This is a genomic window from Kribbella sp. NPDC004138, assembly GCF_053603655.1.
Map to the genome: position 1 here is coordinate 17026 of NZ_JBSGFZ010000037.1, position 23210 is coordinate 40235.

The 23210-nt window shown below is 68.7% G+C and carries 21 protein-coding genes; 11 read left to right on the top strand and 10 right to left on the bottom strand.

All coding sequences use genetic code 11. The annotated features are described in order from the left end of the window. Positions 1 to 20 precede the first annotated feature (20 nt). Both ACWEOO_RS37920 and ACWEOO_RS37925 read left to right on the top strand, forming a co-directional pair. Positions 21 to 806, top strand: coding sequence for an ABC transporter ATP-binding protein (locus ACWEOO_RS37920; RefSeq protein WP_452147150.1), 786 nt, complete (start codon positions 21 to 23; stop codon positions 804 to 806). Continuing rightward, positions 803 to 3280 carry an ABC transporter permease gene (locus ACWEOO_RS37925; protein WP_452147151.1) on the top strand — a complete coding sequence of 826 codons (2478 nt, stop codon included), beginning with the start codon at positions 803 to 805 and terminating at the stop codon, positions 3278 to 3280. The genes ACWEOO_RS37920 and ACWEOO_RS37925 overlap by 4 nt, the downstream gene beginning before the upstream one ends. A gap of 117 nt (positions 3281 to 3397) precedes the next feature. Here ACWEOO_RS37925 and ACWEOO_RS37930 read toward each other — a convergent pair whose 3' ends face one another. From ACWEOO_RS37930 to ACWEOO_RS37940, 3 genes are all read right to left on the bottom strand, one after another. Beyond that, positions 3398 to 4195 (bottom strand): class I SAM-dependent methyltransferase, encoded by a 798-nt coding sequence (locus tag ACWEOO_RS37930; RefSeq protein WP_452147152.1) that lies wholly within the window; start codon positions 4193 to 4195, stop codon positions 3398 to 3400. Positions 4196 to 4242: 47 nt separating this feature from the next. Next, complete coding sequence (locus ACWEOO_RS37935; RefSeq protein WP_452147153.1) at positions 4243 to 4857, bottom strand: NADPH-dependent FMN reductase; 615 nt, start codon at positions 4855 to 4857, stop codon at positions 4243 to 4245. A 72-nt stretch (positions 4858 to 4929) separates the two neighbouring features. Further along, positions 4930 to 5610 (bottom strand): DedA family protein, encoded by a 681-nt coding sequence (locus ACWEOO_RS37940; protein ID WP_452147154.1) that lies wholly within the window; start codon positions 5608 to 5610, stop codon positions 4930 to 4932. 142 nt (positions 5611 to 5752) lie between these two features. Here ACWEOO_RS37940 and ACWEOO_RS37945 point away from each other — a divergent pair, with 142 nt between their 5' ends. Further along, positions 5753 to 6490, top strand: a complete 738-nt coding sequence (locus ACWEOO_RS37945) for a 6-phosphogluconolactonase (protein ID WP_452147155.1) — start codon at positions 5753 to 5755, stop codon at positions 6488 to 6490. Here ACWEOO_RS37945 and ACWEOO_RS37950 read toward each other — a convergent pair. Continuing rightward, positions 6470 to 7213: an SDR family NAD(P)-dependent oxidoreductase gene (locus ACWEOO_RS37950; protein WP_452147156.1), complete on the bottom strand. Its 744-nt coding sequence runs from the start codon at positions 7211 to 7213 to the stop codon at positions 6470 to 6472. The two genes, ACWEOO_RS37945 and ACWEOO_RS37950, sit on opposite strands and share 21 nt — an antisense overlap. A 33-nt stretch (positions 7214 to 7246) precedes the next feature. On the opposite strand from ACWEOO_RS37950, the gene ACWEOO_RS37955 reads away from it, so the two are divergent. Beyond that, positions 7247 to 7807 carry a TetR/AcrR family transcriptional regulator gene (locus ACWEOO_RS37955; RefSeq protein WP_452147157.1) on the top strand — a complete coding sequence of 187 codons (561 nt, stop codon included), beginning with the start codon at positions 7247 to 7249 and terminating at the stop codon, positions 7805 to 7807. 4 nt (positions 7808 to 7811) lie between these two features. On the opposite strand, the gene ACWEOO_RS37960 is transcribed toward ACWEOO_RS37955, so the two are convergent. The 5 genes from ACWEOO_RS37960 to ACWEOO_RS37980 form a co-directional block, all read right to left on the bottom strand. Further along, positions 7812 to 8435 carry a hypothetical protein gene (locus ACWEOO_RS37960; RefSeq protein ID WP_452147158.1) on the bottom strand — a complete coding sequence of 208 codons (624 nt, stop codon included), beginning with the start codon at positions 8433 to 8435 and terminating at the stop codon, positions 7812 to 7814. Between the two features lie 101 nt (positions 8436 to 8536). Next, positions 8537 to 8884, bottom strand: coding sequence for a VOC family protein (locus ACWEOO_RS37965; RefSeq protein WP_359925422.1), 348 nt, complete (start codon positions 8882 to 8884; stop codon positions 8537 to 8539). 2 nt (positions 8885 to 8886) lie between these two features. Continuing rightward, a complete protein-coding gene (locus ACWEOO_RS37970) occupies positions 8887 to 9702 on the bottom strand; it encodes a MerR family transcriptional regulator (protein WP_452147159.1) in 816 nt (271 codons plus the stop codon). 91 nt (positions 9703 to 9793) lie between these two features. Continuing rightward, positions 9794 to 11164, bottom strand: a complete 1371-nt coding sequence (locus tag ACWEOO_RS37975; RefSeq protein ID WP_452147160.1) for a ricin-type beta-trefoil lectin domain protein — start codon at positions 11162 to 11164, stop codon at positions 9794 to 9796. After that, the gene (locus ACWEOO_RS37980) at positions 11161 to 13038 is read right to left on the bottom strand and encodes a ricin-type beta-trefoil lectin domain protein (protein WP_452147161.1); all 1878 of its coding nucleotides are present in this window, start codon (positions 13036 to 13038) and stop codon (positions 11161 to 11163) included. Before ACWEOO_RS37980 ends, ACWEOO_RS37975 begins: the two co-directional genes overlap by 4 nt. A 235-nt stretch (positions 13039 to 13273) precedes the next feature. Between ACWEOO_RS37980 and ACWEOO_RS37985 the strand changes: the two genes are divergently transcribed. Then, positions 13274 to 14500, top strand: a complete 1227-nt coding sequence (locus ACWEOO_RS37985; RefSeq protein WP_452147162.1) for a ricin-type beta-trefoil lectin domain protein — start codon at positions 13274 to 13276, stop codon at positions 14498 to 14500. Between the two features lie 290 nt (positions 14501 to 14790). Here ACWEOO_RS37985 and ACWEOO_RS37990 read toward each other — a convergent pair whose 3' ends face one another. Further along, positions 14791 to 15969, bottom strand: a complete 1179-nt coding sequence (locus ACWEOO_RS37990) for an ROK family protein (protein WP_452147163.1) — start codon at positions 15967 to 15969, stop codon at positions 14791 to 14793. Between the two features lie 229 nt (positions 15970 to 16198). Between ACWEOO_RS37990 and ACWEOO_RS37995 the strand changes: the two genes are divergently transcribed. From ACWEOO_RS37995 to ACWEOO_RS38020, 6 genes are all read left to right on the top strand, one after another. Next, entirely contained in the window at positions 16199 to 17230 is a 1032-nt protein-coding gene (locus ACWEOO_RS37995; protein ID WP_452147164.1) for a LacI family DNA-binding transcriptional regulator, read from the top strand. A gap of 206 nt (positions 17231 to 17436) precedes the next feature. Beyond that, positions 17437 to 19128, top strand: coding sequence for an ABC transporter substrate-binding protein (locus ACWEOO_RS38000; protein ID WP_359925441.1), 1692 nt, complete (start codon positions 17437 to 17439; stop codon positions 19126 to 19128). 57 nt (positions 19129 to 19185) lie between these two features. Beyond that, positions 19186 to 20199: an ABC transporter ATP-binding protein gene (locus ACWEOO_RS38005; protein ID WP_452147165.1), complete on the top strand. Its 1014-nt coding sequence runs from the start codon at positions 19186 to 19188 to the stop codon at positions 20197 to 20199. Continuing rightward, entirely contained in the window at positions 20196 to 21176 is a 981-nt protein-coding gene (locus tag ACWEOO_RS38010) for an ABC transporter permease (RefSeq protein ID WP_359925446.1), read from the top strand. The genes ACWEOO_RS38005 and ACWEOO_RS38010 overlap by 4 nt, the downstream gene beginning before the upstream one ends. A 2-nt stretch (positions 21177 to 21178) precedes the next feature. Beyond that, positions 21179 to 22210, top strand: coding sequence for an ABC transporter permease (locus ACWEOO_RS38015; protein ID WP_452147166.1), 1032 nt, complete (start codon positions 21179 to 21181; stop codon positions 22208 to 22210). Beyond that, a complete protein-coding gene (locus ACWEOO_RS38020; RefSeq protein ID WP_452147167.1) occupies positions 22207 to 23205 on the top strand; it encodes an ABC transporter ATP-binding protein in 999 nt (332 codons plus the stop codon). Before ACWEOO_RS38015 ends, ACWEOO_RS38020 begins: the two co-directional genes overlap by 4 nt. Positions 23206 to 23210 lie beyond the last annotated feature (5 nt).

Below are 23210 nucleotides of genomic sequence, written 5' to 3' on the forward strand. Positions count from 1 at the left end.
CGCTCCGTAGCGTCGACGGCATGAAGAAGAGGACGCAGGAAGCAGTCGACGGGGCCGGATACTCGGTCGTCCTGCAGGATGTACGACGGGTCTACGGCCGTGGCGGGAACACCGTCACCGCCCTCGACGGGATCTCGATGAAATTCGCCCCCGGCACCTTCACCGCGGTGATGGGCCCGTCCGGGTCGGGCAAGAGCACCTTTCTGCACTGTGCCGCCGGGCTCGACCGTCCGACGTCCGGCAGCGTGCACATCGACGGGCAGCCGCTCGCGGGCCTGAGCGAGCGCAGGCTGACCGAGCTGCGGCGGGAGCGGATCGGGTTCGTGTTCCAGTCCTTCAACCTGTTGCCCGCGCTGACGGTCTGGCAGAACGTCTGCCTGCCGCAGGAGCTCGACGGGCGCCGGCCGAACAAGGCCGCCGTACGGCAGGTCCTGGACCGCGTCGGCCTCGGCGACCGGCACAAGCACCGCCCGGGCGAACTGTCCGGCGGCCAGCAGCAGCGGGTCGCGATCGCCCGCGCGCTCGTCGCCCGGCCCGCGGTGATCTTCGCCGACGAGCCGACCGGCGCGCTCGACACCCAGACCGCTGCCGACGTCCTCGAGCTGCTCCGCGAGCCCGTGCGCTCCCAGGGCCAGACGGTCGTGATGGTCACGCACGACCCGGTCGCCGCGTCGTACGCCGACCAGGTGCTCTTCCTCGCCGACGGCGCGCTGGCGGGCAGCCTGACCTCGCCGACCGCCGAAGCCGTCGCCGATCGGATGACTCACCTGGGTGCACGGTCCAACCTGCAGGCGGTGGCGGGATGATGCGCCTCGCCGTCCGCACCTTGCGGCACCGCAAGAGCGGATTCATCGCGACGTTCGTCGCGGTCGTCTTCGGTACGGCGATCGTGATGGCGTGCGGCGGCCTGATGGAAACCGGCATCCGCTCCAACGTCGAGCCCGACCGGCTGGCCGCGACCTCCCTGGTCGTCACCGGCAACCAGTCCCACCACCGCCCCGGCGTCGAAGACCCCACTCCCCTGTCAGAACGCGTCGGCGTCGCCGTCGACCTCCTCCCCAAGATCCGTTCCACCGAGGGCGTCACCTCCGCCGTGGGCGACTACACCTTCACCGCCATCAACGGCTCGGCCGGACCTGTGGTTGCCGAGGGCCACAACTGGTCGAGCGCTGCGCTCGCGCCGTACGACCTCAGCACCGGGCACGCGCCGCGATCCGGTCAGGTAGTGGTCTCGTCGGGGAAACTGGGCGAGCACCTGACGCTCTTGATCAACGGTGAGCCGAAGACCTTCACGATCAGCGGCATCGCCCCGCAAGCCTCCGGCCACGCCTTCTTCGCCGACCGGGACGCCGCGAGCTTCGTCCGCAACCCGTCCCGCTTCGCGGACGTCGGCGTACTGGTTACCCCCGGCACCGACCTCGACAAGGTGAAGCACAAGCTGCAAGAGGTGGACGGAAACCTGACCGTCCGCGCCGGCGTCGACCGCGGCCTGGCCGAGCACCCGGACGCCGAGTCCCGCCGTACGGCGTTGATCGCGGTCGCGGGCTCGTTCGGCGGTATCGCGGCGATGACGATGATGTTCGTGGTCGCGTCCACGCTGGCGCTCGCCGCTCAGCACCGCGAGCGTGAGTTCGCGCTGCTCCGCGGCATCGGTACGACGCCCGGCCAGGTGCGGCGGATGATCCTCGGTGAGGCTTTGATGGTGTCGCTGCCGGCCGTCGTCCTGGGATGCGTGCCAGGGATCTTCCTCGGCCGCTTCCTCTTCGACCAGCTCAGCTCGCACGGCGTCGCGTCGCCGGTGATCGAGTTCGCCCAGGGCTGGATACCGTTCGCGGCCGGCGCCGGCGCGGCGGTCCTCGCCGCGATCGGCGCCGCCCTGATCGCGGCGCGCAAGTCGGCGAAGATCAAGCCGGTCGAGGCGCTCGTCGAGGCGTCGTTGCAGCGCAAGTGGTTCAGCTGGGTCCGGTTGCTGTTCGGCCTGCTGTTCCTGGGCGGCGGCCTGGCGCTCCTGATCGTGACCGCGACCGTGATGACCGGCCCGCTCGCCGCGTCGACCGCCGGACCGTCGATCCTCTGCTGGGCGATCGGTGTCGCGCTGCTCGGCCCGTTCTGGACCAAGCTGGTGCTGGCCATCTGGCGCTGGCCGGTCCAGGCACTGACCCGGGTGAGCGGCCGGCTCGCGATCCGCAACCTGTCCGCGCGCACGGTGGCGCTGTCCGCCGCGGCGATGCCGGTGATGCTTGCCGTCGGCATCTCGACCGCCAACCTGTACATGCAGACCACGCAGGTCCACGCGTCCTCCGAGGCGTTCACGCGGGACCTGCGGGCCGACGCCGTACTGGTGTCGGACGCGGGCCTCTCGCCGAAGCTGGTCTCCGAGGTGCGAGCGATCCCCGGCGTGGCGAGCGCGTCGGCGTTCGTCCGGAGCATGGGCGCGGTCGACGACCCGCGGAAGGCCCCGTTCGACGAGGACGGTGCGCCGGTGATCGGCGTGGACGCGCAGGGCGCGAACGGTACAGCACCGGTGCGGCTGACAAGCGGATCGCTCGCCGGGCTGAGCGGGTCGACCGCGGCGATCCCGGAGTACATGGCTGACAAGACCGGTCGCGGCGTCGGCTCCGAGATCACGATGACCTTGGGCGACGGGACCACTGTGAAGCTGCGGGTGGTCGCGACGTTCGCGGCCGAGCGTGGATACGAGTCGATCATCCTGCCCGCGTCCCTGGTTTCCGCCCATACGACCGATGGTCTGACCAAGCAGGTCCTGGTCCGCGCCGAGCCCGGTGCCGACGTACGACCGGCTCTGGCCAAGCTCGCTGCCGCGCACCCGGGTGTCCAGGTCGCCGACCGCAGCACGCTCGTCGCCTCGAACACCGAGGACCTGCAGACGCAGGCGTGGATCAACTACATGTTGGTCGGCATGCTGATCGCGTACACCGCGGTCTCGGTCGTCAACACGCTGGTGTCCACCACGCTGCGCCGCCGCCGCGAGTTCGCCCTGCAACGGCTGACCGGCTCGACCCGCTTCCAGGTGCTCCGCATGCTGACCACCGAAAGCACACTGGTCACCCTCACGGGCATCACGCTCGGCACCGCCGTCGCGCTCGCCTGCCTCCTGCCATTCTCCGCGAAGGTCGCGAACGACGCCCTCCCCACAGGCCCGTTCTGGATCTACCTGGTAATCATCGGAGCAGCCGCCGCACTCACCTTCGCGTCCACCCTCATCCCCGCAACAGCAACCCTCCGCCACGCCCCAACCCAACCCACCCACAACGACTGAACCTTGGACACCTCCTGGTGGGTGTGGACAGCGCATGACCTGTCCACACCCACCGCCGGGTGTTCAAGGTCGGGCTGCACTTGGCGACCTGAGCGCCCGGTTCGCCGCCCTCGGCGTCTATCCCGCGTCGGGGCGGTGAGCTCGGCACGTCAACAGCAGCGGTATGGGATCACCCGGCAGACGCCACAGCCCGGCGGCGTCCTGCAGCATCGACGGGCTTCGCCGGCGTAGGTCCACGGGGAGTTCGTCGAGGCGGTCGATGTGCAGGCCGGCGCTTGCCAGTGCGTTCACCAATCCGCTGACCGTCCAGGGCCAGGTGCTCTGCACGTGTTCTGGCACGTCCTGCCCGGTGTAGCTGGTCGTCACCTCACGATCGACGGCGCCGGTGCGGAAGTACGACGTACGGACCCGAAGCTCCTCGTCCACCATCGCCTGCAGCGGATGGAACTCTGCGAGGAAGACGGTCCCGCCCGGGCGCAGCATCCGCGCCACCACCCGCGCGAACTCGCCCAGATCGGGCAGCCACACCAGCACCCCGTACGTCGCCACCACCACGTCGTACGACGCCGGCTCCAGTACGTCGGGCACGTCGTACACGTCCGCCTGGACGAACCGCGCCGGCAACCCGACCTCGTCGGCCAACTGTCGCGCCGAGCTGATCGCCTCGGCGGAGAAGTCCACGCCGGTGACGTCGGCGCCCAGCCGTGCCCACGACAACGTGTCGAGCCCGAAGTGACACATGAGGTGCAGCAGTCGCCGTCCGCGGACGTCGCCCACCGCCTCGACCTCGAACGGCCGCAGCGAACTGCCGCCCGCCCGGAACCCGTCGACGTCGTAGAACCCGGACGACACGTGCGCGGCGGCGCGCAGGTCCCAGGCCGCCCGGTTCCGCTCGACCCGCGCCCGATCGTCCACAGATCGACGATAGGTCCTGGACCACCCGGCACGCGCCGGGTTGTGCGCTATCGGGCAGGCGTCGGCTCGGCGACCGGCTGCAGGGCGATCGTGGTGGCCTGGATGATGCCGGCGTTGTCGCGGATCCAGCCGGACAGGACGACCTGCAGGTCCTCCAGATCGCGCTCCTCCAGGATCACGCCCGGCACCGGGACGCTCGCGCCCAGCTCCGCCAGCACCGGCCGCAGATGCTGGTCGGCCAGCAGCTTGTGGATCGGCGCGGCCGACACCGTCACCGGGACGACCACGGAGCCCGCCAACGCCGCAGGACGCAGCACGTCGAGGAAGCTCTTCAGCAGGCCGGTGTAACTGCCCTTGTAGACCGGTGTCGCGACGACGATGACCGACGCCGACGACACCAGCTCGATCGCGTTCTCCAGCGCGGACTGCGTTTCGGCGCCCGCCTGGTCACCCTGGAAGATCGCCGGCGCCAGCGTCACCAGGTCGATCAGCTCGTCGATCCGGTACGGCGTCCCGAGCTCGGAGGCGAGCAGCTCCGCGACGGACGCCGCCGCGGCCGCGGTCCGTGATCCGGCGCGCGGGTTACCCACCACCGTGACCACCGACTGGGGCCAGACCGGTGGTTCCGGCGCGACCTTCGACTCGAACGCGACTGACGGCATCTGACCCATCTCCCGGAACCCTCGGCGGCAACTGTGCAGCAACAGTCTCGAGAGTAGACAAAGTCGAGCCGTCTACTGGACTTTCTCACTATTCGAACGCCTGGCCCGGAGCTGCACGACGACGAACCACCCGACCGCCGCCACCGCGGCCACGATCACCAGCTTCTGGAACACGCCGACCGACGACTCCACCAGATGCCACCGCTCGCCGAGCTGATACCCGGCCAGGATCAGCAACGAGTTCCACACCAGGCTGCCGATCGCAGTCAGCGGCAGGAACAGCGCGACCCGCATCCGCTCCACGCCGGCCGGCACCGAGATCAGGCTGCGCACCACCGGAACCAGCCGCCCGATCAGCACCGCCTTGGCACCATGCCGCAGGAACCACTCCTCCGCCTTGTCGACATCCTTCACCTTGACCAGCGGCAGCTTCCCGGCGAGCGCCCGCATCCGGTCGCGGCCCAGCACCGCACCCACGCCGTACAGCGCGAGCGCGCCCACGACCGACCCGAGCGTGGTGCAGACAATCGCGGCGACCAGCCCGAAGTCACCGCGCGCCGCCGCGAACCCGGCCAGCGGCAGGATCACCTCGCTCGGCAACGGCGGGAACAGGTTCTCCAGCGCGACCGCGACCCCCGCTCCGGCCGGACCCAGCCGCTCCATGAGATCGATCGCCCACCCGGCCACCCCACCGGTCGGTTCCTGCGTCGCCTGCAGCGCGGCCATCATCACCTGATTCGTCGTCGTCAGCATGCGGACGACGCTATGTCCGTGGACACTGTCCACACATTGGAGGCAGCCGCCGTCTTCGGGTTTGGTCTTCCACCGTACCGACCGGGGGAAAACCCCCGGTTGTGCGAGGCTTTCCCCAGCACACACGCCGCCGGGAGGGTCCATGACAGTCGAGCACGCTCCGCGCATCAGCACGCATCCGAGCCGCGAGGAGCTCGGCCGCGCTGCCGCGACCGCCGCCGCCGGGGAGATCCTGAAGGCGATCGCGGCTGACGGACGGGCCCGGATCATGCTCGCCGCCGCCCCCAGCCAGACCGCGACGCTGACCGCGCTCGCCGCCGAACCGGGCCTCGACTGGAGCCGGGTCGAGTGCTTCCACATGGACGAGTACGTCGGGCTGGATCCCGCCGCGCCGCAGTCGTTCCGGAACTGGCTGCGCCGGAACTTCCTCGACAAGGTGCCGCAGGCAACGTTCCGCCCACTGGATCCCGAGGACGGCCCGGACGCCTACGCGAAGCTGATGGGCGACGAGCCGTTCGACCTCGTCCTGTTCGGCCTCGGCGTCAACGGGCATCTGGCGTTCAACGACCCGCCCGCCGACTTCAGCGCCGCCGAGGCGGTCCGGCTGGTCGCACTGGACGAGACCAGCCGCAGGCAGCAGGTCGACGAGGGCAATTTCCCCGGCCTGGACGACGTACCGACCCACGCGATCACCGTCACCATCCCCCGTCTGCTGAACGCCCGCGCGCTGATCGGATCCGTCCCCGGAGCAGTCAAGCGCCAGGCCGTCCACGACACCCTCACGCAGCCGATCGGCCCGGACCACCCCGGTACGGCGCTGCGCACCCACCCCGACGTACAGCTCTACCTCGACAGCGAATCAGCCGACGCCGAGGTGTAGCCCGCCGGAAGCGTCCACGACCTGCCCGGTGATCCATCGCGCCGCGGGTGCGGCGAGGAACGCGACCACCTCGGCGACATCGTCACCACCGCCCAGCCGGCCGAGCGCCGTCTGGGCGACGATCAACTCCGTCAGCCCCGGCGCCTCGAAGAACGCCCCGTTCGCCTCGGTCCGCGTCGCACCGGGCGCGACGGCATTGACCGTGATCCCCCGCGCGCCCAACTGCTGCGCCAACGTGCGCGTCATCGTCTCGAGCGCACCCTTGGTCATCGCGAACGACGTCTGAACCGGGTTCGCCATCCGGGTCGCGACCGACGAGATCGACACGATCCGGCCCTCGTCCGACAGCACCGGCAGCAAGCGCTGGATCAAGAAGTACGGCGCGCGCACGTTCACTGCCATCAACCGGTCGAAAGCCGCCTCCGTGTCCGTACCGATCGGACCCGCGGGCGGTGCCGCCGCGTTGTTCACGAGCACGTCCAACCGCCGGCCCGCCAGCCCCACGGTCAACTGATCGACGACGGCGTCGGTATCCCCCGGCACGCCGAGCTCGGCGCCGATCACGAACCCGCGCCCGCCGATCCGCTCCAGCGTCTCCTCCGCACCGGCCTTGTCCTGGTGGTAGTGCACAGCCACCTCGGCTCCCGCCGCGGCCAGCCGCTCCGCGATCGCCCGCCCGATGCCGCGCGAGGCCCCGGTCACCAACGCCACCCTGTCATTCATGTTAGAAACTATCATGTTGTTAGTATCTACCACATGAGCTTGAGGGACCGCCAGCGTGCCGACACCCGGCAACGCATCCAGCGGCAGGCGCTGCGCCTGTTCACCGACCGCGGGTACGACGCGACCACGGTGAACGACGTCGCCGACGCGGCCGGCGTCTCGGCGATGACGGTCTACCGGAACTTCCCCACCAAGGAAGACCTGGTCCTGTACGACGACTTCGACCAGTTGACCGCGGCCACGATCGCGGAACTCCCGGCCACCGGTTCACTCACCGACCGCATCGGCCGCACCGTCGTGACCATCCTCGACCTGGTGGCCACCACCGAGCACGACCTGCTGCTCGCACGCCTCCGGCTGATGATCTCGACCCCGGCGCTCCAGGCCCGCCACCTGGACAGCCAGTTCCGCCTGCAGGAAGCGTTCGTGAACGCGATCGGCCCCAGCCAGGAGTACGGCGCCCGCGCGGCCGCGAGCGCCGTACTCGGAGTGACTCACACCGCCTTGCTGCGCTGGGCCGCCGACGACGGCGAGCCAGACCTGGCGGACCTGTTCCGGGAGGCGTTCGCCGCCACCTTCGGTCACGCTCCCTGAGCTGTCAGGTCATCTCGGGCACCCGTAAGTGCGCGATGGCGAGCTCGAACTCGCGGACGTCCAAGACTTCCGCGCCGGCGTCCTTGGAGGTCGAGGCACGCATCGAGGCGGCGGCCTCCCGGTTACTGTCCATCGCCTCCTGACTGTCGTACGTCACCGAGGACACCCCATGGCCCGAGGCCCGATCGACGAGCAGGCTCGCGCTGCAGAACCCGGCCAGGTCCTCGAGCCGCGGCAGTGAGGCCAGCTTGTAGACGTCGATCGCCCGGTCCATCGTCGCGGGGTCGATCTTCACCCAGGTCGCCCGGACGCACGCGCCGGCGGACGAACGGTGGTCACGGTGCAGTACGGCGATCTCCCACTCCTGCACCTGCGGACCCGACCCGCCCATGGTCTCCGCGATCCGGTCGCGGACCGGCCGGAGCGCTTCGTCGGAGGCCCGCATCGCCTCCTCCGACTGCCAGGCACTGGTCGCGATGCATCGACCGGACTCCCGGTCGACGATCATCGACAGGCCGATACAGCCGTCCAGGTCGAGCAGCATCGGCATCACTTCGTCGCGCACCTGCGCGATGCCGGCATCGACCGACGCCGGCGCGGCATTGATCGTGGTGGAACGCGCGTACACGATCCACCCCCCTTACGCTCAGGGCAGCGCCCCGGCGGCGCCGCCGGACACCTCTCACCCTCCTCCCCGGGCGACGACCTGGCAATCCCCCGGACCAGGGCCTAGTGCTCGGCGACGTCGAAGACGTTGCCCTCCGGGTCGGCGAGCGTGATCCAGTGCGTGCCGTACTCGTTGTGCTCGTCGACGCGTTTGGCGCCCAGGCCGACGAGGCGGTCGACCTCGGCGGCCCAGTCCGTCGCGGCCAGGTCGACGTGCAGGCGGTTCTTGCCGTTGCGCGGCTCCGGGACCTGGAGGAACATCAGCGTCGGCCCGGACGCCTCCCGGTTCACGGTCGCGAAGAATTCGTTGCCGTCCGCATCGACGTCGGTCGAGAACACACCGGCCCAGAAGCCGGCCAGCGCGGCCGCGTCGGCACAGTCGAAGGCGATGCTCTCAAGAGAAATGGACATGCTCAGCCTTTCAGTACTGGGATCCGCTGGATCGGCCAGCAGACCTCGGTTCGGTAGTCGGCCGGATCGGGGACGTCCCCCGGGCCGATGGGATACAGCTCACGGATCGGGCCGGGCGCGATCTCGCAGTACTCTGCGACGTGGCTGCCGAGCGCGCCGTACGTCCGGTCGAAGTCGGTCATGTGACCGGCGTGCACGGCGATCGCGAAGTACCCGCCGGGGAGGTCGACGAGGTCCACCCCGTCGGCCGGCGGCTGGTCGAGCGCGACCGGCAAGAACGCGGTCACCTGGCCGGCGTCCTCGGTGAAGAACTCGTCGGAGTACGTCGCTCCCGGCGTCGCCCGGATGTCGGCGCCGACGGCGTCGAGCCGGCCGAAGGCGAACTCGCACCACGGCCCGATCTCCTCCCGCACCACGTGCCCGGACACGCCGTACGCACGGAACGGCGGGATGAACCGGTACTGCACGTCGAGGATCGGTCGACCGGGTGTGAGCAGCTGGCGCAGTGACGTGACGACCTCGCGGGTGTGCGCGAGCTCCCGCTCCATCCGCTCGAGATGAGCACGCAGCGTCTCCTCGCGCGCCGGCCCGTCGGACGCCTCGACCACCGCCCGGACATCCGGGAGCGGCATCCGCAGCTTCCGCAGCCGCCGGATCAGCAGCGCGGTGTCGACCTGGTCCGTCCCGTAGCGCCGGTAGCCCGACGACGCGTCGATCGTGACCGGGGCGAGCAGGCCGATGTCGTGGTAGTGGTGCAGGGTCTTCACACTCAGATGCGTCAGGCGGGAGAACTCCCCCACCGTCACCGTCGCCGTCATGCCCCAAGCTTCCACCCTCCGGTTACCGGAGGGTCAAATGGAACTGCCCACCTGGAAGATCTCCAGGTGGGCAGTGTCCGGATCGCCCGGGTCAGCCGCGGTAGCGGCCGATGACCTTGGTGAAGTCCCAGGGGTTCTGGGAGATGCCGGAGCAGCTGTCGGCGCTGCCGCCGGTGCACGGGCGGTCGCGGTTGACCGACCAGAACGTGAAGCGGGCCAGGTGATGCTCGGACGCGTACGACAGCATCGACTCGAAGTCGGACAGGTTGACGCGCTCACCCGCGACGTCGGTGATGCCGTTCATCGAGGAGATGCCGATCTTGCGGTACGCCGCGTCGTCGCTCAGCCCGTACGCCGCCTTCACCTGGTTCTTCAGCCCGTCGGCCGCCTGCCGGGTCAGGGTGCCCATGTTGGTCGACCCGCCGCCGAAGTCGAACGGCATGATCACCCAGCCGTCCAGGTTCAGCCCGGACGTCGCGCCGCGCCGGATCAGGTCCTGACCGTTGCCGTCCGGCCCGGACGTCGTGGTCCCGAAGGTCAGGTACGTCGCGATCCCCGGGTTGTTCTGCTCGACGATCTTCAGCGCGTCGACGACCTTCTGCCGGACGGCGGCCTGGGAGAACTCCTGGTCCTCGATGTCCACGTCGATCGCCTTCAGCGACAACGCGTTGATCACCTTCTGGTACGCCGCCGCCAGCTCGCTCGCCGTACCGCAGCTCTGTCCCAGCTTGTTGCCGGACCAGCCGCCGACCGAGACCACCACGTCGCCGCCGTTGGAGCGGATCGTGTTGAGCGCCTGCTGGTCGACGCCGCCGGTCAGCGGTCGTGAACCGTCCCACTGCGGGTTGCAGTAGCCGTTCGACAGGATGAAGGCCATCGTGAACCACTTCACGCCGGACGCGTTCATCACGGTCGCCGGGTTCGGCGGGTCACCCCAGCCCTGGTAGAGGTACGGCGCGGCCGCCATCGGCGCACCGCCCGCCGGCGGCGGTCCGTCGTCCGCCGCCGGGACGTTCCACTTCTGGTTCGCCGCACCGGTGCAGCTCCACAGCTGCAGCGGCGTACCGTTGGCGGAGTTGTTGCCGGTGACATCGAGGCACTTGTTCGCCTGCGGGTTCACGAGGTCACGCCCGGACGTGTACGTCCACTGCTGCGCGCCGCTGCCGTTGCACGTCCACAGCTGCACCTTGGCGCCGTTCGCCACAGAACCGCCGGACACGTCCAGGCACTTGCCCAGTGCTCGCAGGGTCCCGTCACTGGAGCGCGTCCACTGCTGCGCGCTCGTACCGTTGCAGTCGTACAGCTGAACCTGCGTACCGTCGGCGCTGTTCGCCGCGGCGATGTCCATGCACTTGCCGGCCAGACCGGTGACGGCACCGGTGGCTGCCTGAGCCGTGACAGCCGGTGCAGCCAGAGTCAGTCCCAGGACGAGCGTCGCGCCCACTGCGAGTAATCGCTTCATGAGATGGTCCACTTCTGGTTGGCCGCACCGGTGCAGCTCCACAGCTGCAGTGGGGTGCCGTTGGCGGAGGTGTTGTTGGCGACGTCGAGACACTTGTTCGCCTGGGGATTCACCAGGTCATTGCCGCTCGTGTAGTTCCATTGCTGCGCCCCGCTGCCGTTACACGTCCACAGCTGCACCTTGGCGCCGTTGGCCACAGAGCCGCCCGAAACGTCCAGGCACTTGCCGAGCGCGCGGAGCGTGCCGTCACCAGGACGGGACCACTGCTGGGCCGTCGTGCCGTTGCAGTCGTACAGCTGCACCGCCGTACCGTCGGCCGAGTTCGCACCGGCGACGTCGACGCACTTGCCGCCCAGGCCGGTGATCTGCCCGCTCGTACCACCGCCGCCGCTCTGCGAGCCCGACCAGGTGAACGTCGCCGACGTCTTGGTCGGCAGCGTGTAGACGAAGGACTGCGAGCCCCAGTTGACCCGCACGGACTGTGAGCTGCCCGTGGTGTTGAAGGCGATCAGCGCCTTGGAGCCGTCGGGGTTCTTCCAGGCCACGTTCTTCACCGAGCTGTTCGCGGTCGAGTCGATCCGCAGCGCACCCGGCTTCACGAACTTCGTCAGGTGGCCCATCGTGTAGTACTCGACCGTCTTGGTGACCTGACCACGCTGGCCGTCGTTGCGGTGCACCGTCACGAGCCCGGTGCAGACGTTGCAGCCGGCGCCGACGTACGGCAGGTGGTCCTCGTCGAGCGCGATACCCCACTTGACCCACGACTTGTCCCAGTTGCGGGTGTAGTCGATCAGGTTGTTCATGTCCTCGACCTGCTGGTTCGCGATCCACGTACCGCCGGAGTGCTCGGTCATGTACGCGTTCACGCCCGGGTACTGGTTGTGCACCTGTGTCTGCAGGTTCACGTCACCGCCGTACCCGTGCCAGGCGATCCCGCCGAAGTTCGGGTGGTTGCGCAGCGCGCCGTCGGCGATCGGGACCGAGCCGAGGTCGTTGTAGTTGCCCCAGTTGTAGTCGAGGATCAGCACCTTGGTGGTGAGTCCGGCCGCCTGCAGCGCGGGCATCAGGTTGTTCTTGGTGAACTCGAGCAGGCCGGAGCCGTTCCAGTTCATCGATGCGTAGCCGGTGCTGTCGCTGCCGCAGCAGGTCGGCTCGTTCTGCACCGAGATGTAGTCGATGTGGTTGCCCTGCGCCTCGTTCTGCTGCAGGTACTTGACGAAGTACTGCGCGTACATCGGCGCGTACTCCCACTTCAGCCAGCCGCGGTGGACGAAGTCGTTGTTGTCCTTCATCCACGCCGGCGCGCTCCACGGCGAGCCCATCACCTTCAGCGCCGGGTTGAGCTGCCGCGCCTGCTTGGTCAGCGGTACGACGTCGGCGAGGTCGTGCTGGATGCTGAAGTCGTTCAGGTCGCAGCAGGTGTCGTCGTAGGAGTAGTTGAAGCGGGCGAGGTCGGAGGCGCCCATCGGGTTCCGGACGAACGCGAGACCGATCCCGTTCACCGGGTCGAACAGGTCCCGCATCACCTGGTCGCGGGTCGCGGCCGAGATCACGTTGCTGCTGTTCAGCAGCCAGGCGGAGCTGTCCGCGAACGAGGCGCCGCCGCCCTCGAAGGACTGGTACGTGGTGTTCTCGTTGACCGTGACGGTCTGGTTCGCGGTCCCGCCGGCCGGTCCGAAGTTCACCGGTGTCTGCTGCTGCAGACCGCGGGTCACGGTGCGGCCGGCCGAGTCGTTGGTGGTGGTCAGCCAGATGTTGACCTGTTCGCCGGCGGCGACCGAGCCGACGGCGGGTGGAGCGGTTCCGAAGCCGAGTCCGGCGGCGGCCGCGCAGAGCGCGGCGACCGCGGCCGGCAAAAGCCGTTTCGCGGGCATGGGGCGGTTCTCCCTTGTTTTAAAGGAGTATGGGGCGGTTCGAGTTGCCGGCGTCTGCCCGCGCCGCAACAGGTGGTCAGCAAGAGGTAACCATTCGTGCATATCGGTGTCAACGGCGAAACCGAGACTTTTTTCAGATCTTTTATTTAGTCGCGGGCTTGACGTGGGAGCGTTCTCACGGCACGCTGCGGGCCAGTCATTGCCCTCATTCAGACGCCCCCGAAATGAGGTACTCATGAAGCGTCCCCGCATGCTCGCGTTCCTCGCGATCGGTGCCGCACTCGCCGGCACCGCCCTCCTCCAGCCCGCGGCCACCGGGCACCAGCAGGCCGCCGCCGCCACGGCGGCGACGGTCTGGGAGGACACCTTCGACGGCCCGGCCGGCCAGGCCCCCGACCCCGCCAAATGGCGCTACGACATCGGCGGCGGCGGCTGGGGCAACAACGAGATGGAGTACTACACCAACAGCACCCGCAACTCCGCGCTGGACGGCAACGGCAACCTGGTGATCACCGCCCGGCAGGAGAACGGCGGCTACCAGTGCCACTACGGCCCGTGCCAGTACACGTCGGCCCGGTTGCTCACCGCGCAGACCTTCACCCAGACGTACGGGCGGTTCGAGGCCCGCATCAAGATCCCCCGCGGGCAAGGGATCTGGCCCGCGTTCTGGATGCTCGGCGGCGGCAACTGGCCGAACGACGGCGAGATCGACATCATGGAGAACATCGGCAAGGAGCCGGCCACCGCGCACGGCACGATCCACGGCCCGGGCTACTCCGGCGCCGGCGGGATCGGTGCCGCGTACAACCATCCGAACGGCTGGTCGTTCGCCGACGACTTCCACACCTTCGCGGTGGACTGGGCCCCGGACTCGATCACCTGGTACGTCGACGGCGTGCAGTACCAGCGCCGTACGCCGGCCGACCTCGGCGGCAACACCTGGGTCTTCAACCACCCGTTCTTCATGATCCTGAACCTCGCGGTCGGCGGCTACTGGCCGGGCTACCCGGACGGTACGACGGTGTTCCCGCAGACCATGACCGTCGACTACGTCCGCGTCTCCACGCTCGGCAGCTCGGGCGGCGGCGGCTCGCAGATCACCGGCCTGGCCGGCAAGTGCATGGACGTCGCGGCCGCGAACTCCGCCGACGGTACGCCGGTGCAGCTGTACGACTGCAACGGCACGAACGCGCAGAAGTGGACGCGCCCCGGTGACGGCACGATCCGCGCGCTCGGCAAGTGCCTCGACGTCAACGCCGGCTCACTCGCCGACGGCGCCAAGGTCCAGCTCTGGACCTGCAACGGATCCGGCGCGCAGAAATGGACCTACACCGCCGGCCACGACCTGGTGAACCCGCAGGCGAACAAGTGCCTCGATGTCACCGGCAACAATTCCGCGAACAGCACACCCCTCCAGACCTGGACCTGCACCGGCGCAGCCAACCAGAAGTGGACCATCTGACCCCCGACCCACCGCCCGGCCCACCCCGGCGGCCCCATTTCGCGGGTCCACCACGCAAAGTGCCCCTTCACCCCTCGCACACCGCAGGTGAAGAGGCACCGGCGAGGGTGAACCCCTGAAATGGGGTCGCAGGCCGGCTGTGGGGGTGCTGTGCATCGGGGTGGTGCGCCGGGACGGCCGCCGTCGTACAAGCTCGACAGGAGGTGTCGGTCACCGCGGTAGTGCACCTGAGCGTGAACCTGCTGTTGCGTACGCCGTCTCACGGGTGCACTACCTGTCGCCGTGCACACTCAGCCGCGTACTGCGCCGCCGTCGCGGAGCAGGCGTACTACGGGGAGGGTCGCGGCGCCTAGCGCGACGGCGTCGCGGCCCAGTTCGCACAGGACGATGGAGACCTGGGCGTAGGGGCGGCGGAGGGCGTGTTTGCCGACCTCCGCGCGCAACTCGTCCAGGTGCTTCTCGCCGAGCAGCAGGCCGGCCCAGCCGCCGAGCACGATGCGCTCGGGGTTCACCAGGTTGACCAGGTTCGCGAAACCCGCGGCCAGGTAGCCGATCGTGTCGTCGACGATCGTTGCCGCGAGCTCCGAATCCGACTCCAGGAGCTCGACGAACGCGGTCTCCTCGTCACCGTCGGCCACGCCGCCGGCCTGCCGGTACCGGTCCAGGACGCCTTCCGCGCCGACGTACGTCTCGAGGCAGCCCAGGGCGCCGCAGCGGCACTGGCGGCCGCCGTACACGATCGTCATGTGACCCCACTCGCCCGCGCTGCTGCGGGCGCCACGGTAGCTGGAGCCGCCGGCCACCAGGGCCGAGCCCGCACCGGAGCCGACCAGCGCCACGACCACGTCGGTCGCGCCGCGGCCCGCGCCGAACCACATCTCGGCCTGGCCGAGCATGTTCGCGCCGTTGTCCACGTGCACCGGTATGTCGGTGCCCTCGGCAAGCATCGCGGCGAGCGGTACGGCGTCCCAGCCGAGCGTCTGCGCGTCGACGATCGCGTTGTCCTCGACGACACCCGAGACCGCGACCCCGAGGCCGAGGATCTGCTCCGGGCGCACTCCCGAGGACGCGACGACGGCCGAAAGCCCTTCCAGGACGTGCTTCACGACCTCTTCGGGCGTCGGCGAACTGATCGGGTGGTCGGCCCGGGCCAGCACGTTCATGGCCAGGTCGAACAGCTCGACGCGGACCCGGGTCTCCCCCACTTCGGCGCCCACGACGTACCGGAAGGTCGGTGCCACCCGCAACAGCACCCGCGGCCGACCACCCTCGGACTCGACCGAACCGGCCTCCTCGACGACGCCTTCGGCGATCAGTTCAGCGACCAGGTTGCTCACGCTCGCCGCACTGAGCGAGGTCCGGCCGGTCAGCTCCTGGCGGCTCAGCGGACCGTCGCGGTAGATGCTGGTGAGGATCACCGAGCGGTTGGACCGGCGCATGTCCCGCACCGTGGTCCGGCGAACTTCCATACCCCAACCTCACGCTGCGGGGCCCCAGGTGGGCCGCTCGTCCCCGAGTTCATCATGCCGTCCCACCCGACGGAAGAGGTGGCTTCTTCCAAGTCGTGAACTAAGTCGCGATTCGTTACCACTCCGTGATTGACGGCCCGTTGCGGTCTCGGCTTTGATCTACGGAACCGCTTCCGAAACCGGTTCCGTCCCATCCAGGCGCCACCCTTACCGCCCGAGGGGAGTCAGCGTGTCCATCACCATCGCCGATGTCGCGGCCCGTGCCGGCGTCAGCAAGACGACCGTGTCACGCGTCCTCAACGGCAAGGGCGAGCTCGACCTGCGGACCGCCGAGCGCGTCCGGCAGGTGATCGCCGAGCTCGGGTACGTGCCGAGCGCCCGCGCGGTCGGCCTGGCCCGCGGCCGGACCCGGATCGTCGGAATGCTGGTCCCGTCACTCACCTGGCCCTGGATGGGCGAGGTGCTGCAGGGCGCGGTCGACGTGGTCGAGAGCGAGGGCTACGGCCTGCTGCTGTTCACCTTCAACCGAGGTGAGGAATCCATGCAGCAGTTCGCGTCCCAGGTCTCGGCGCAGTCGTTCGACGGCCTGCTGGTGATCGAGCCCGAGGGCACGCTCACCTACATCGAGCAACTCCATGCGCGCGGCCTGCCGGTGGTCCTGATCGACGACCGCGACAAGCGCCCGCAGTTCCCGTCCGTCGCCACCACGAACTACGCCGGCGGCGAGTCCGCCGCCCGGCACCTGTTGGAGCTCGGTCGCCGCCGGCCGCTGGTGATCACCGGCGTCGAGCGCTTCGGCTGCACCCACGAACGCCTGGACGGTTTCCGCGACACCTATGCGGAGGCCGGCCTCGAGCTCGACCCGAGACTCGTGTTCGAAGGCGACTTCACCTACGAGAGCGGACGCCGCGGTGTCCAGCACGCGCTCGGCGAGCGACTCGAGTTCGACGCGATCTTCGCCCACAACGACCTCTCCGCCGGCGGCGCCGTCCAGGCCGTCCGGGAGACCGGGCGGAACGTGCCGAACGACGTGTCGGTGGTCGGGTTCGACGACATCCCGTACGCCGAACACACCGAACCGCCGCTGACCACGGTGCATCAGCCGATGCGCCAGATGGGTCAGACCGCGGCCCGGATGCTGATGGGGTACTTCGGCGGCACGCCGCTGCCCGAGACCCCGCAGGTGCTGCCGACGACGCTGATCGTCCGCAGCTCAACCGCCCCAAAACCCGCCCACCACTCCTTACGTCCGAAGAAGTGACACAACGGTACGCCGCTTCTTCGGACGCAACGGAGTAGTCGAAGCTCCGGCGGCGGGGCAGCTGCCCCTGTTCCGCCGCCGGAACCACCCCTCGACACCGAACCGATATGGCGTTCGCTCTTCCGATGAGAGCGTTCTCACGCCAGGATGCACTGGCCCACCGGCTCAGGGTGGGCCATCCGTCAACTGGAACACAGGAGGAACCGATGCGAGCACGACGTAGCGTCGCGCTGGCCCTGGCGGGCCTGCTCGCGGCAGCCACCCTGGCTGCTTGTAGTAGCGGGGACGGGAAGTCAGGCAGCTCTGGAAACGGCGGATCGGGCACGGGCGCGACCGTGCTCAACGTCGGGATGCCGAACGGTCCGCAGACCGAGAACCACAACCCGTTCCTCGGCTCCTCCTCGGGCGCCTCGCTGGGCTACCGCTGGATGATCTTCGAGCCGCTGGTGATGATCAACGGGATCAAGCCGACCGAGCCCGGCAAGCCCTGGCTGGCGACCGAGTGGAAGTGGGACGCCAACTACACCAAGCTGTCGCTGACGGTCCGCGACGGCGTGAAGTTCTCCGACGGTCAGCCGATGACCGCCGACGACGTGGCGTACTCGTTCCAGATCCGCAAGGACAACGAGGCGCTGAACTCCGACGCGATCCCGTACGGCACCATCACCGCGTCCGGCAACAAGGTCGACCTGACCTTCACCCGGTCGCAGTTCACCAACCAGAACAAGATCCTGACCGTGTTCGTGATCCCGAAGCACCAGTGGTCGACGATCAAGGACCCGAGCCAGGACACCCTGAAGAGCCCGATCGGCACCGGTCCGTACACGGTGAAGTCGTTCACCCCGCAGACCACCACGCTGACGCTGCGCGACTCGTACTGGCAGGACCTGCCCAAGGTCAAGGAACTGCGGTACACCTCGTACAACGACAACAACGCGCAGACCACCGCGCTGGCCAACGGCGCCTCGGAGTGGAGCTTCGTCTTCGTCCCGAACGTGAAGGCCGTCTACCAGGACAAGGACCCGAAGAACCACAAGCTGTGGTTCCCGGCGAACCTCGGGATCCACGGTCTGTGGATCAACACCACCCGCAAGCCGTTCGACAACCCGGCCCTGCGGCGCGCGATGAACCTGGTGATCAACCGCGACGACATCTTCCAGCAGGGCGAGGCCGGGTACTTCTACCCGAAGGTCGAGTCGATGACCGGCATCCCGACCCCGGCCGGTGAGTCCTTCATCGCGCCGGAGTACAAGGACCTCAAGCACAAGGTGGACGTCGAGGCGGCCAAGAAGGAGCTCACCGACGCCGGCTTCAAGCTTGAGGGCGACGCGCTCAAGGACCCGTCCGGCAAGCCGGTGACGATCACGCTGACCGACCCGGCCGGCTGGTCCGACTACATCACCGACCTGGAGATCATCAAGGACAACCTGTCCACGATCGGGATCAAGGCCACCGTCGACAAGGCCAACCAGGACGCGTGGTTCAAGAACATCGACGAGGGCAACTTCGACGCCGCGATGCACTGGACCAACGGCGGCGCGACGCCGTACGACATCTACCAGAACATCATGGACGGCAAGATCCTGAAGCCGGTCGGCAAGGGCGGCGTGAGCGGCAACTACGGCCGGTTCAACAGCCCGGAGGCGACCAAGGCGCTGGACCAGTACGCCAACGCCGCGGACGACGCGACCCGCACCACCGCGCTGAACACGTTGCAGAAGATCATGGTCGAGCAGATGCCGATCATCCCCACCTCGGCGTCCAACGTCGGCGGTCTCTACAGCACCAAGAACTGGGTCGGCTGGCCCGACGAGCAGAACCAGTACGGGCCGGCGCAGCCGACCCAGCAGAACGCTCTGCAGATCATCCTGAACCTGAAGCCGGCCGGCAGCCAGTAACAGCGGTGCACGGCGCCAGGCCCACGGGCCTGGCGCCGTCGCCTTGAGGAGAGACTGATGACGGTCACCGAGACCGAGGTTGTTCTGGAGGCCGAGGGCCTCACCAAGCATTTCCCGGTACGGCGGGGAATCCGTGATCTGCTGTCCCGCGAGCACAAGGCCGTGCACGCCGTCGACGACGTCCGGTTGACGCTGCGCCGGGGCCGGGTGACCGCCCTGGTCGGCGAGTCCGGGTCTGGCAAGTCGACCGTCGCGCGGCTGCTGGCCCAGTTGTACGGGCGCACCTCCGGTGAGATCCGGCTGCACGGCGAGCCGATCACCGTGCACGGCGGCCGGAAGTTCCGCGCCTACGCGCGCCGCGTACAGATGATCTTCCAGGACCCGTTCGCGTCCCTGAACCCGACGCACACGGTCCGGTACCACCTGACCCGCTCGCTGCGGATCCACGGCCGCGAGGGCGATCTCGAGCAGAACCTGCGCGACCTCCTGGTGCAGGTCCAGCTCACTCCCCCGGAGCGCTACCTGGACAAGTTCCCGCACGAGCTGTCCGGCGGTCAGCGCCAGCGCGTCTCGATCGCCCGCGCCCTCGGTGCGGACCCCGAGGCGCTCCTCGCCGACGAACCGGTGTCGATGCTCGACGTGTCGATCCGGCTCGGCGTCCTGAACCTGCTGCGGGACCTGAAGGAACGGCTCAACCTCGCCATCCTCTACATCACCCACGACATCGCCTCGGCCCGGTACTTCGCCGACGAGACCCTGGTGATGTACGCCGGCCGCATGGTCGAGGGCGGCGACTCCGAGACCGTCACGCAGAACCCGGCCCACCCGTACACGCGGCTGCTGATCGACAGCGCCCCGGACCCCGACCGGCTCGGGCAGCTCGGTACACCGGAGGACCAGGCCGGCGGCGAGCCGCCGAGCCTGATCGCGCCGCCCAGCGGCTGCCGGTTCAACCCGCGCTGCGTGCACGCGATGCCCAAGTGCTCGACCGATCTGCCGCCCCGCTTCGAACTGCCGGTCGCCGGTCACTGGGCCGCGTGCTGGCTCTACGAAGAAGGGACGGCCAAGTGAAGTTCCTCCTGCAGCGGCTGGCCTTCTACGTCTTCACCGCGTGGGCCGCGCTGACCATCAACTTCTTCATCCCGCGGCTGATCCCGGGCGACCCGGTGACGTCGCTGATCAACAAGTTCCAGGGCCAGATGAGCACCGACGCGATCAACTCGCTCTACGTGCTGTTCGGCCTGGACAAGAACGCGTCGCTCTGGAGCCAGTACGTCGACTACTGGGGCCAGGTGTTCCGCGGCGACCTCGGGTTGTCGTTCACGTTCTTCCCGACGCCGGTGTCGGAGATCCTCCGGCAGAGCCTGCCGTGGACGATCGCTCTCGTCGGTATCACCACGTTCGCCAGCTTCATGATCGGTACGTCGCTCGGCGTGCTAGCCGGCTGGCGGCGCGGGTCGGTGATGGACGGGTTGTTGCCGGTGACGACGTTCCTGTCGTCGATCCCGTACTTCTGGCTCGGCCTGCTGGCGATCACGCTGCTTGCCGGACCAGACAGCTTCTTCCCGTCGTCGGGCGGCTACGAGCCCGGGCTGGTGCCGGGCTGGAGCGGCGAGTTCATCGGCAGCGCGATCCAGCACAGCCTGCTGCCGGCGATCACGATCCTGATCTCCTCGGTCAGCGGCTGGATCCTGACGATGCGGAACATGATGGTGACGGTGTCCTCGGAGGACTACATCACCGTTGCGCACGCCAAGGGCCTGCCCGAGCGCCGGGTGATGGTCAGCTACGCGGCCCGGAACGCCCTGTTGCCGAACGTTTCCGGCTTCGCGCTGTCGCTCGGCTTCATCGTCGGCGGCACGCTGCTGGTGGAGATCGTGTTCTCCTACCCGGGCATCGGCTACAACCTGTTCCAGGCCGTCGGCGCGAAGGACTACCCGCTGATGCAGGGCGTCTTCCTGGTCATCACGTTGTCCGTGCTGGTCGCTAACCTGCTGGCCGACGTCGCCTATCTCCTGCTCGATCCGCGTACCCGGAAGGAGGGCTGACGATGTCCGCACCAGCCACCACCATCACCGCGGTCACGCCTGAAGGCCCTGAGGTCGCGGCGGCGCCCGCGAAACGCCGCCGGCTGCGGTTCGTCGCGAACCCGAAGGCCGCGACCGGCCTGGTCGTGCTCGCGTTCTTCTGCCTGATCGCGATCATCGGCCCGTGGGTCGCGCCGTACGACCCGTCCGCCCGCAGCAGCGACCTGATCCAGGCGCCGTCCGGCAAGCACTGGTTCGGCACCACGCACCTCGGGCAGGACATCTTCAGCCAGGTGCTCGTCGGCACCCGCGGCGTGATGTTCGTCGGGCTGCTGGCCGGCCTCGTCGCGACCGCGCTGTCGATCCTGATCGGCGTCAGCGCGGGCTTCCTCGGCGGCGCCGCGGACGACAGCCTGTCCGCGCTGTCCAACGTTTTCCTGGTGATTCCGGCGCTCCCGCTGATCATCATCGTCGCGTCCACGATCCCCTCGGCCGGCGACCTGATGGTTGCCTTGGTCATCGGTTTGACGTCCTGGGCCTGGGGCGCCCGGGTGCTACGGGCGCAAACGCTGTCCTTGCGCCGCCGCGACTACGTCGAAGCCGCGCGGGCCACCGGTGAGAGCACCTGGCGGATCATCACCTTCGAGATCATGCCGAACCTGACCGCGATCATCGCGTCCGGTTTCGTCGGCACGGTCATCTTCGCGGTGATGTCCGAGATCACGCTGGCGTTCATCGGGATCTCCACGATCTCCGAGTGGAACTGGGGAACCATCCTGTTCTGGGCGCAGAGCCAGCAGGCGCTGGCCCAGGGTGCCTGGTGGTGGTTCGTCCCGGCCGGTCTGGCGATCGCGGTCCTCGGCACGGCGCTGTCGCTGATCAACTTCGGTATCGACGAGTTCGTCAGCCCACGACTGCGCAGCAGCGGCCGCACCCGGGTGAAGACCAAGGACGGCCACTCAGTGCGGATGCGGGTCGGCTTCACGCCGGTGCTGTCGTCGAAACAGGCGCCGGTGACACCCGTCGTACGCCGCCGTGAAGAGGAGGTCGCGTGAAGACGCCGGTGCTGGAGATCAAGAACTTCCACGTCGACTACGGCCTCGGCGACGAAGCCGTACAGGCGGTCCGCGACGTCAACCTGACCCTGCACCGCGGCGAGGTCCTCGGCCTGGCCGGCGAGAGCGGCAGCGGGAAGTCGACGCTGGCCTACGGCGTGACCCGGCTGCTGCCGCCGCCCGGCGTGATCAGCGGCGGGTCGGTGGTCTACCACCCGCCGTCGGGCGATCCGTACGACGTGATGGCGCTGACCGACGCGGAACTGCGGAAATTCCGCTGGGCGGAGACGTCGATCGTGTTCCAGGGCGCGATGAACTCGCTGAACCCGGTGCACAAGGTCTCCACCCAGATGCTCGACGTGATCAAGGCGCACGAGCCGCAACTGTCCCCGCAGGCCCGGATCGCGCGGGCTCAGGAAATGCTCAAACTCGTCGGGATTTCCGCGGACCGGATGGACGCGTACCCGCACCAGCTGTCCGGCGGGATGCGGCAGCGGGTGATGATCGGGATGGCGCTCGTCCTCGAGCCGCAGGTGGTGATCATGGACGAGCCGACCACCGCGCTCGACGTGGTGATGCAGCGGCAGATCCTCGCGCAGCTGGTCGAACTGCGCGAGCGGCTCGGGTTCTCGGTGCTGTTCATCACCCACGACCTGTCGCTGCTGGTCGAGTTCTCGGACCGGATCGCGATCATGTACGGCGGGCGCATCGTCGAGGAAGCCCGCTCCAAGGAGCTCTACACCGACAGCCTGCACCCCTACAGCGAAGGCCTGCTCAAGTCGTTCCCCGCCCTGCGCGGCGAACGGCGCGAGCTGTCCGGGATCCCTGGTTCGCCACCCGATCTGCGCGGTATGCCCTCAGGCTGCTCGTTCCACCCGAGATGCCCCCAAGCGTTCGAGCGCTGCTCGGCGGAGATCCCGGTCCTGGAGATCCCGTCGGCCCGCAAGGACCCCAACCGATCTGTCGCGTGCTGGCTCCCCGGCCGCACAGCCTAGAAAGG

What these genes read in the sequence shown, in the direction of transcription:
- ACWEOO_RS37935 (WP_452147153.1), bottom strand. Translation starts at nt 4,857, where the DNA reads ATGCCGTCAGTCGCGTTCGAGTCGAAGGTCGCGCCGGAACCACCGGTC.
- ACWEOO_RS37970 (WP_452147159.1), bottom strand. Translation starts at nt 9,702, where the DNA reads ATGACGGCGACGGTGACGGTGGGGGAGTTCTCCCGCCTGACGCATCTG.
- ACWEOO_RS38000 (WP_359925441.1), top strand. Translation starts at nt 17,437, where the DNA reads ATGCGAGCACGACGTAGCGTCGCGCTGGCCCTGGCGGGCCTGCTCGCG.
- ACWEOO_RS37920 (WP_452147150.1), top strand. Translation starts at nt 21, where the DNA reads ATGAAGAAGAGGACGCAGGAAGCAGTCGACGGGGCCGGATACTCGGTC.
- ACWEOO_RS37955 (WP_452147157.1), top strand. Translation starts at nt 7,247, where the DNA reads ATGAGCTTGAGGGACCGCCAGCGTGCCGACACCCGGCAACGCATCCAG.
- ACWEOO_RS37940 (WP_452147154.1), bottom strand. Translation starts at nt 5,610, where the DNA reads ATGCTGACGACGACGAATCAGGTGATGATGGCCGCGCTGCAGGCGACG.
- ACWEOO_RS37945 (WP_452147155.1), top strand. Translation starts at nt 5,753, where the DNA reads ATGACAGTCGAGCACGCTCCGCGCATCAGCACGCATCCGAGCCGCGAG.
- ACWEOO_RS37965 (WP_359925422.1), bottom strand. Translation starts at nt 8,884, where the DNA reads ATGTCCATTTCTCTTGAGAGCATCGCCTTCGACTGTGCCGACGCGGCC.
- ACWEOO_RS37975 (WP_452147160.1), bottom strand. Translation starts at nt 11,164, where the DNA reads ATGAAGCGATTACTCGCAGTGGGCGCGACGCTCGTCCTGGGACTGACT.
- ACWEOO_RS37980 (WP_452147161.1), bottom strand. Translation starts at nt 13,038, where the DNA reads ATGCCCGCGAAACGGCTTTTGCCGGCCGCGGTCGCCGCGCTCTGCGCG.
- ACWEOO_RS37950 (WP_452147156.1), bottom strand. Translation starts at nt 7,213, where the DNA reads ATGAATGACAGGGTGGCGTTGGTGACCGGGGCCTCGCGCGGCATCGGG.
- ACWEOO_RS38015 (WP_452147166.1), top strand. Translation starts at nt 21,179, where the DNA reads ATGTCCGCACCAGCCACCACCATCACCGCGGTCACGCCTGAAGGCCCT.
- ACWEOO_RS37925 (WP_452147151.1), top strand. Translation starts at nt 803, where the DNA reads ATGATGCGCCTCGCCGTCCGCACCTTGCGGCACCGCAAGAGCGGATTC.
- ACWEOO_RS37985 (WP_452147162.1), top strand. Translation starts at nt 13,274, where the DNA reads ATGAAGCGTCCCCGCATGCTCGCGTTCCTCGCGATCGGTGCCGCACTC.
- ACWEOO_RS38005 (WP_452147165.1), top strand. Translation starts at nt 19,186, where the DNA reads ATGACGGTCACCGAGACCGAGGTTGTTCTGGAGGCCGAGGGCCTCACC.
- ACWEOO_RS37990 (WP_452147163.1), bottom strand. Translation starts at nt 15,969, where the DNA reads ATGGAAGTTCGCCGGACCACGGTGCGGGACATGCGCCGGTCCAACCGC.